Below are 8396 nucleotides of genomic sequence, written 5' to 3'. Positions count from 1 at the left end.
GAGGTAATATGGAAAATTTCATTAAAGAGGCTAAATTAGATTTTTTCATGGATACAGCCTCTCATACAACCTTTACTGCTAACGCAGTCAAGACAATTATTAAAGCGTTAGCTTATAGCATTATAAATATTATGAAAAGATCAGTCCTGCCTAAAGATATGGAAAAAAGCAGGCTTCTTTCTATTAGAGCTAACCTAATAAAAATAGCTTGTCGCTGTGTAAATTCAGGAAGAAAAACTATTTTCAAATTATGCAAAAGTAGTCCTTATAAAAAGATTTTCGATAGCATAATGGAAAATATAGATTCTATAAGATTTTAATAGTATAAAATCAAAAATTTAAAATTAGAGTTTTCAACCAAGGGATAAGTCTATCCATTTTTAAAAACAAAATTATTTTAATTTGTTTCTGAAATTGAAAAAGCTAATATTATTTGAAATTCATTTGAGTAGAAAACTAAAATTAAGAACTTTTATTGTGGAATTTTCTAATTTCTGAATTAAGAGCCTAAATTATTTTTTTATGAATAATTCGGGTATAATTTTATTTTTATTAAATTTATAGTGTAGCGTTTAATTTATGAGGTATATGTAAAAAAGAAACTAATAGAAAGGATGTGCAAAGTGGAGAATTTAAAATTCAACCCCCAAAATATAGATAAGCTTATTAGTGAAAAAAGGAAAAAAGAGCTTCCTCCTCTTGAAACTCTTGAAAAATTCATGAAAGGAAAAACCTATAAAGGAACCTTTGTGGACTTTGGATGCGGAGTTGGATACTTTACATTTCCTGCTGAAAAATATTTCGAAACAGTGATTGGCGTTGATATAGAGCCAAAGATGATAGATTATGCACTAAAGAATATTCATGAAGGCTCTAGTGCAAAGTTCATATTGTCCCATGAAAATTCCACAGCTCTGCCAAGCAGTATAGCAAATGTTGTATTTATGTCCAATGTTTTTCACGAAGTATATAATCCAAAACTTGTTGTAAATGAACTAAAAAGACTATTAAAAGAAGAAGGAGAGCTTTGGGTATTAGAGTGGAGCAAAAAAGAAATGGAAGAAGGTCCACCACTTGATCATAGAATATCCAGAGATGAGCTTATAGAAATGATTGCAGATGATGAAATCAAATTCATAGGAGATATTCACATAAGCGATAAATTTTATGGAGCTAAGTTCACCATGAATGAAGAACTTTATCTAAAATTTTATAAAAACGAAAAATTGTAATTTAATTTTAATTTTATTTTTTCTCTTATTTAGGTTAAAATAAATTTATACTTAAATAAAGAGAGGTTTTAAAATGAAAAAATATATAGCTATACTTGGCAGTATAATAATAGCTTGCACCTCAAGCTATAGTGTATCCTATGGAGCTTCCCCTATAAAAATAGAAATTAATAATATTCCTATGAATATAGAGGTTGCTCCTGAAATTGTAAATGGAAGAACTATGGTTCCATTTAGGTCTATATTTGAAGGTCTGGGAGCAAAAGTGGAGTGGAACGAAACTACAAGAGAAGGAAAGGGCATACTCCAAAATGGAAAATGGGTTTCTTTTTCAAATGGAAGAAGATTTGCAAACAGTAATAAAGGCTCTATTGAGATAGATTCTCCAGCCATTATAAGAAATGGAAGGCTTCTTATCCCTGTAAAGGCTGCCTCAGAAGCTCTTGGTGCAGATATTTCTTGGAATCAAAGCAAAAGACTGGTTTCTATCGTTACCCCAAACAATCAAACTGCTCCAGCTTTTAAATCTTTAAATCCTAGGGAAACAACTCAAACTCCAGCGCTATCACCAGAAAAATCATTGGTTTCATCTACAGGGAAGACCGTATTTATTGGACAAAGTAAGAGTGATTTGATTTCAGTCCTTGGAAGTCCAAATCGAATAGACACTTCTGAAAAAGGATATGAGGTATATATCTATAACTCAGATTACTCAAAATACATCCAGCTTGGAGTCCATAACGGAAATGTTATTGAGATATATACAAATGCTAAAGATTGGATGGGAGATAGCTCTAAGATAGGAGTGAAGCTATCTGACGACTCTAAAAGCTTTAATAGAGCATATACTCAAAACGTAATTAATGGTTTTGAAAGACAGGTATTTGACCTTACCAATAGCTATAGAGTGTCTAATGGATTAAAGCCCTTTGAATACTGTGAAACTGCTAGTACAGCTTCAAGGCTTCATAGTCTTGATATGGCGAATTTAAAATACTTTTCTCACACATCACTAAGTGGCACTGAGCCTTGGGACAGAATGGCTCTTCAGGGAATTAGATATTCTTCTGCAGGTGAAAATCTAGCCATGGGTCAGCAAAATGCAGCTGATGTTGTGGAAGCTTGGATAAACTCAAGCGGTCATAGGAAAAATTTACTTGGAGATTTCAAAGCTCTAGGAGTAGGAATATATAGCCAAGGAAATGCTTCTGGTACATATTATACTCAAAATTTTTATACAGCTAGATAACATTATTAATGCCCCTCGGAAATCCGAGGGGCATTTTGTGATTTGGTTTTTATATTAGTTTGGACTAGCTAGTTTTTAGACTTTAATCTTACTAGGCTCTTATTTTCCTAAAAATCCCATAAGTATTCCACCATATTGAACAAATATAGGAGCAAATACTAGTGAAACTATAGTCATAAGTTTGATAAGGATGTTTATTGAAGGTCCAGAAGTATCCTTAAATGGATCACCCACTGTATCTCCAACAACTGCAGCTTTGTGAGCTTCTGAACCTTTTCCGCCATGTGCACCTGATTCGATGTACTTTTTAGCATTATCCCAAGCTCCACCTGCGTTAGCCATCATTATTGCCATAAGAACTCCAGTTACAAGAGCTCCACCTAAAAGTCCTCCAAGAGCTTCTGTTCCAAGAAGCAGACCAACAACTATTGGAGAAAGAACTGCAAGAACTCCTGGAAGTACCATTTCTCTAAGTGCCGCTGCTGTAGATATATCAACACACTTAGCATAATCTGGCTTTCCAGTACCTTCCATGATTCCAGGTATTGTCTTAAACTGTCTTCTAACCTCTTCTATCATTTCAAATGCAGCTTTACCAACCGCTTCCATTGTAAGAGCAGAGAATAAGAAAGGAAGCATTCCACCTATAAACATCCCTGATATAACTTCTGGGTTTGTTAAACTGATTGAAGTAAGACCTGTCGCAGCGGTATAAGATGCAAATAGTGCAAGTGCTGTAAGAGCAGCAGAACCTATTGCAAATCCTTTACCTATAGCTGCAGTAGTATTTCCTACTGAGTCAAGCTTATCAGTTATAGCTCTTACTTCTTTAGGAAGTTCGCACATCTCTGCTATTCCACCTGCATTATCAGCAATTGGTCCATATGCATCAACAGCTACAGTCATACCTGTAGTTGCAAGCATTCCAACAGCAGCAAGAGCAATTCCATAAAGACCAGCAGCAATATAAGCTCCAAGTATACCCACAGCGATTATGATAAGAGGCCATAAAGTAGACTCCATACCAACAGCAAGACCAGAAATTATAGTTGTAGCTGGTCCAGTTTCTGATTGCTGAGCAATTTTCTTAACATGCTTGAAATCAGCTGAAGTGTATACCTCTGTAATTTGTCCTATTGAAAGACCTACAGCAAGACCTATAATTATAGCCCAGAAACCTGAAAGATTTCCAAGGAACATATTTGAAAGAACAAAAGAAGCTAATATTGTGATTCCTGTAGCTACATAAGTACCCATTTTAAGTGCTTTATGAGGATCTGAATTGTCATCACCTTTAACAAAAAAAGTTCCTATTATCGATGCTATTGTTCCTACTCCTGCTACCGCTAGAGGGAATATAGCTCCAGCGACTCCATATGCAGTTCCTGCAGTTGAAGTAGCTAAAAGTCCTAAAGTAATTGCAGCTATAAGAGAACCTACATATGACTCGAAAAGGTCAGCTCCCATACCAGCAACGTCCCCAACATTATCTCCAACGTTATCAGCTATAACAGCTGGGTTTCTTGGATCATCTTCAGGGATTCCTGCTTCTACTTTACCAACAAGGTCAGCTCCAACGTCAGCTGCTTTAGTGTATATACCTCCGCCCACACGACCAAATAGAGCTAGAGATGATGCACCAAGTCCAAATCCAGTAAGAATTTCTGCTGTTTGAGAAGGATCATTTCCAAGTGCAGTAAGTACAATATAAAGTCCGCTTACTCCTAAGATACCAAGACCAACAACAGACATTCCCATTACTGCTCCACCTGAGAAAGCTACTGAAAGAGCCTTGTTCATTCCGCCTTCTTTGGCTGCATTAGCTGTTCTTACGTTAGCCTTTGTTGCAACCTGCATTCCAAAGAATCCTGCAAGAGTTGAAAAAATAGCCCCTACTAGGAAACAAATTGCTGTTAAAATGTTGATTCCAATAGCAAGCACTACAAATAATACCACAATGAAAATAGCAAGGGCTTTGTACTCCCTTGTAAGGAAAGCCATAGAACCCTCGTGTATATAGGATGAAATCTCCTTCATTCTTTCTGTACCGACATCAACTTTGTTGATTTTGCCAGCTAGAAGGAATGCAAATACAAGTGCCAAGACTCCTACGGCTGGAGCCCATATTAAGTTTTGCATTTCTTGTTACCTCCCAATTAAAAGATTAGTTATTGAATTGCTACTAAAATTATAGCCAAAATTATAAAAAGCACTGCACAAACTGTTGTCATTTTTCTTAAGATAACATCCATGCCTCTTGCTTTGTTACCCATAAGCTGTTCAGCTCCACCTGAAATCGTTCCAGAAAAACCTGCACTTCTTCCAGATTGAAGCAAAACACTAGCTATAAGTCCTAAGCTGACTATTATTTCTAAAATCATCAGAAAAGTCCTCAAATCAAGCACCTCCTCACTAAGTATACACTCTAACCATACTTTCATATTTTATCATACGAGTTATTATAAAGCAACAAATTAACTGTGTTGTAATAATTGAAAAATAGAATATTAGTTCTGCCTTTAATATAACAAAAAATACCTCCAAGTAAATAGTATAATTTTAAATAATTACACTTTTCACTTGGAGGTATTTTTTCAATAAAGTTCTATTATTATAATAAAATATTTATTTCGCTATCCGCTTTCAGAGTTTCAATTATTGTTCTAAATTCTGCATTTTGCTTTTCCTGCATAATTTCAAACTCAAGATCATTTTTTATCTCTTCGTATGAAGGGAAATCCTCTTCAGCTTCGGTTCCTTGTATTTCTTCAAAGTATCTGTCATATGCCTCTTTGCTTTCTGCTTCTGATACCTCTACATTTTCTGTAGCTTCGTTAAAGAAACGCTCTATATGCATCTCTGTCTTTAGCATTTTTTTAAGTCTTTCTTCTGTAAGAAGATTCATCTCTAAAATCTCTTCAAAATCCTCCTGTGAAGAAAACTGCCCCTTTAGGCTTTCAAATTCCTCTTCTACCTCTTCGTCAGTCACAGAGTGTCCATTTTTGATAGCTTCTTGAAGAAGTATTCTTTCCTCAACAAGTATATCAATCGCTTCTTCTCTTATCCCTTCAAGAACTGCTTCCTCCTGTTCACCCTCAAGAGATAGTCCTTGCTGCTCATAATTCATGCTGATTCTTTGTACTGTATAATCAAAATCTTCTTTAGATATTTCTTCTCCGTTTACAATAGCTGCTGCTTCCCCTGCTTCAACGTTCTCATTTCCCTCAGGTGCTGACTCTTGACTACATCCTATTGCAAAGATTGAAACCATAGCCGCAAGCATCAATACACCAATAATTTTTTTCTTTAAAATCATAATTAAATTCTCCTTTTTATTATGGCATTTAGCCATTTTTCTTCATGTCCTTCTCTTTTGTCCATTGTAAGCCACATATGCTCAAGATCGAACCCCCTATTTTGTTCGATTAGTTCCTTGAACATAGATTCAGTATAGCAGGAAAAAAGCCGTTTTCCAACCATAGTTTCCCCAGTTCCATACTTAAAGGATAAATAACAAACTCCTTCATCTTTTAAAGCTCTTCTTATCTTTTCTAGGATTTTAGACATTTGTTTGGATGGAAGATGCAAAAGTGAAGCACATGCCCATATCCCATCAAACTCCTTGTTAAAATCTATTTCCTTAAAACTCAAATTGAGTACTTCCTGCCCTATATAATCAGATGCAAGTTTGCAAAGTTCCTTTGAGCCATCCATAGACGTAACTCTATATCCTTTTTCTATAAAATACTTACTATCTCTCCCTGAGCCGCATCCAAGGTCAAGAACACTATCTCCTTCTTCAAGATATTTCTCAAATTCTTCATATACATCAGACATATCTATATGTGCAGTTTTATCAAAGAAGCTTGATGTGTTTTCATCATAATATCCAATGCTTTCTTTCTCTCTTTTCCAGATTTGATAACTATCTAAATCAGAGCCAATCTTTCTAAGCAGAAATCCAAGGACCACAACATCATCAATAAATCCCCCAGGCAAAAAATCAGGAATGGTATCAATAGGAGTCACAAGATAAATAAATCCTATCACTATTATTACAAGTGAAGCCTTTGGAATCTCCTTGTATTCCCCTTTAATCCAATCCTTCATAAGTGAAAAAACTAGCTGTAATTTCTCCCAAATTTCATCAAGAGCTCCTCTTCTATTTGATTTCGCAGTTTCCATTGCAGAATCAAGAAGTTTTATTGCTTTATTTTTGTCTTTAAGTATCTCTTCCGCCTTAGTTGTATTAGTCTTGTAAAATGTGGATTTGAATTTAGACAATATAGTATCTACAGTGCTGTTGCTTATTCTCAATTTCTTCATCTCCATCTTCTATTTTAAATTTCTTAAAGCATAATACTATGTATCTTAAAGTATTATACTATATACCATGGTAAAACAAAAATCTTTATACTGTCAAATCCCGATTTTAAAATGAAGCTTTCTATTAGTTCATTTTGATATATACTATGTATAATGGGTATATTAGTACTTAAAAATATTCTTTTTATGATTTTATTTTTTGACTATAAAAATCACTATAAACACATTGGGAGGTATGTTATGTTTAAAGATTTTGAAAAGCAAAGCCCTACTATAGATGTAAAAACTTTTGTGGCAGAGGGCTGTCATATTATAGGTAAGGTTACTATGCTGGAGTATAGCAGCGTATGGTTTAACTCAGTGGTAAGAGGAGATGTAAATTCCATAACAATCGGACGATATAGTAATGTGCAGGACAATAGTACTGTCCACGTAGGAGACAATCATCCAACTATAATAGGGGATTTTGTTACAATTGGACACAGAGCCATAATTCATGGATGCACAATAGAAGACCATGTTTTAATAGGTATGGGAGCGACAGTATTAAATGGAGCAAAAATTGGAAGAGGAAGCATCATAGCCGCTGGAGCTGTTGTAAAGGAAAATTTTGAAGTGCCTGAGTTTTCTTTAGTTGCGGGAGTTCCTGCAAAGATAATCAAACAACTTCCAGAAGATATATCGAAAATTCATTCTCAAGCAGTGAAGTATAAGACTCTGTGGTCAGAAAGATACGGCACTACTCCAGATATAGATGGAGAAAGATATAATGGAGAAGAGATTGTATAGAAAAATCAAATCACTAATATATTAAATCTTGTTTTATTCACAAAAAGCTGAAGAAATATATCCTTCAGCTTTTTGCTATTTATCTAATTTAATTCACGCCCCTATGGGCTGATTTTGAAGTTCTCTTTTATTGTGTTCTTCTTTGTAATCTCCCCACATATCAGTAGCTTTAATCATCATCTGTCTTGGGACTGCACTCCTAAGAGCAAATAAATCTCCATACCATCTTCTGGCATCCTCAAAATAATCAAGTCTTCTGCTAAGATCTGCAATAGTATATATTATAAAATACTTTTGATATCCCACCGATTCAAAATCTTCATTTGAATATGTGAACTTATAGTTTTGATAGCTTATTTCCAAGAATTTTCTCTCCATAGCAGCCTCTTCTAACTCTCTATATAGCCAAGCTACCTTGAGTGCTAGTCCCGCAATCACATACTTGGGTTCAGATATTTGACTCGCTATGTGAAGTGCTAACTTGAATACCCTAATTCCATCCTCCATAGACCTTTCAGAAGTATATTTGTTAAAATCATTGATATTCATAAAATAATCCAGTATTTTTCTTATTTTATCTTCGTTGAGCTTTGTATTCGCTTTTTCTCCAAATGCCATTCCGCACTGAGGGCAAACATTTATTTCATAAATATATGGATTTATATTTTTATAAATCTTATGATTGTCAGATTCTATTTTATCTACTTTTAGCCTAGTGCTGAAGGGCTTTTTAGTTGTAAAATCAATTTTGCAATTTGGACAAGAAACTTTTTTATCATATAGTAAATTCATTTTACCCC

General features: G+C 34.6%; 9 protein-coding genes. 4 read left to right on the top strand and 5 right to left on the bottom strand.

Annotated features, from left to right (window positions below):
• From J2Z35_RS03740 to J2Z35_RS03730, 3 genes are all read left to right on the top strand, one after another.
• A partial coding sequence (locus J2Z35_RS03740) for a transposase (RefSeq protein ID WP_209659500.1) occupies window positions 1-320 on the top strand: 320 nt, incomplete at its 5' end.
• 303 nt (window positions 321-623) lie between these two features.
• Window positions 624-1232, top strand: coding sequence for a class I SAM-dependent methyltransferase (locus tag J2Z35_RS03735; protein WP_209659498.1), 609 nt, complete (start codon window positions 624-626; stop codon window positions 1230-1232).
• Window positions 1233-1305: 73 nt separating this feature from the next.
• Window positions 1306-2481, top strand: a complete 1176-nt coding sequence (locus J2Z35_RS03730) for a stalk domain-containing protein (protein WP_209659497.1) — start codon at window positions 1306-1308, stop codon at window positions 2479-2481.
• 99 nt (window positions 2482-2580) lie between these two features.
• Here J2Z35_RS03730 and J2Z35_RS03725 read toward each other — a convergent pair whose 3' ends face one another.
• From J2Z35_RS03725 to J2Z35_RS14650, 4 genes are all read right to left on the bottom strand, one after another.
• Window positions 2581-4620 carry a sodium-translocating pyrophosphatase gene (locus J2Z35_RS03725; protein ID WP_209659495.1) on the bottom strand — a complete coding sequence of 680 codons (2040 nt, stop codon included), beginning with the start codon at window positions 4618-4620 and terminating at the stop codon, window positions 2581-2583.
• Window positions 4621-4649: 29 nt separating this feature from the next.
• Window positions 4650-4886 (bottom strand): preprotein translocase subunit SecG, encoded by a 237-nt coding sequence (gene secG, locus J2Z35_RS03720; protein ID WP_334300520.1) that lies wholly within the window; start codon window positions 4884-4886, stop codon window positions 4650-4652.
• Between the two features lie 206 nt (window positions 4887-5092).
• Window positions 5093-5797, bottom strand: a complete 705-nt coding sequence (locus J2Z35_RS03715) for a SurA N-terminal domain-containing protein (protein ID WP_209659491.1) — start codon at window positions 5795-5797, stop codon at window positions 5093-5095.
• Between the two features lie 2 nt (window positions 5798-5799).
• Window positions 5800-6807 carry a methyltransferase domain-containing protein gene (locus tag J2Z35_RS14650; protein WP_245330743.1) on the bottom strand — a complete coding sequence of 336 codons (1008 nt, stop codon included), beginning with the start codon at window positions 6805-6807 and terminating at the stop codon, window positions 5800-5802.
• Between the two features lie 240 nt (window positions 6808-7047).
• Between J2Z35_RS14650 and J2Z35_RS03700 the strand changes: the two genes are divergently transcribed.
• A complete protein-coding gene (locus tag J2Z35_RS03700) occupies window positions 7048-7596 on the top strand; it encodes a gamma carbonic anhydrase family protein (protein ID WP_209659489.1) in 549 nt (182 codons plus the stop codon).
• A gap of 93 nt (window positions 7597-7689) precedes the next feature.
• Here the strand turns inward: J2Z35_RS03700 and J2Z35_RS03695 are convergent, their stop codons facing one another.
• On the bottom strand, window positions 7690-8388 hold the full coding sequence (locus tag J2Z35_RS03695; protein WP_209659487.1) for a DUF2225 domain-containing protein: 699 nt from the start codon (window positions 8386-8388) through the stop codon (window positions 7690-7692).
• Window positions 8389-8396: the final 8 nt, after the last annotated feature.

It is taken from the genome of Acetoanaerobium pronyense (assembly GCF_017874355.1).
GTDB classification, from domain to species: domain Bacteria; phylum Bacillota; class Clostridia; order Peptostreptococcales; family Filifactoraceae; genus Acetoanaerobium; species Acetoanaerobium pronyense.
Note: the sequence above shows the minus strand (reverse complement) of the source record. Positions and strands in the feature narration are given on the sequence as shown.

Excerpts from the sequence above, each read along its gene's own strand:
- J2Z35_RS03730 (WP_209659497.1), top strand. The coding sequence starts at position 1,306 with ATGAAAAAATATATAGCTATACTTGGCAGTATAATAATAGCTTGCACC.
- J2Z35_RS03725 (WP_209659495.1), bottom strand. The coding sequence starts at position 4,620 with ATGCAAAACTTAATATGGGCTCCAGCCGTAGGAGTCTTGGCACTTGTA.
- J2Z35_RS03715 (WP_209659491.1), bottom strand. The coding sequence starts at position 5,797 with ATGATTTTAAAGAAAAAAATTATTGGTGTATTGATGCTTGCGGCTATG.
- J2Z35_RS14650 (WP_245330743.1), bottom strand. The coding sequence starts at position 6,807 with ATGAAGAAATTGAGAATAAGCAACAGCACTGTAGATACTATATTGTCT.
- J2Z35_RS03700 (WP_209659489.1), top strand. The coding sequence starts at position 7,048 with ATGTTTAAAGATTTTGAAAAGCAAAGCCCTACTATAGATGTAAAAACT.
- J2Z35_RS03695 (WP_209659487.1), bottom strand. The coding sequence starts at position 8,388 with ATGAATTTACTATATGATAAAAAAGTTTCTTGTCCAAATTGCAAAATT.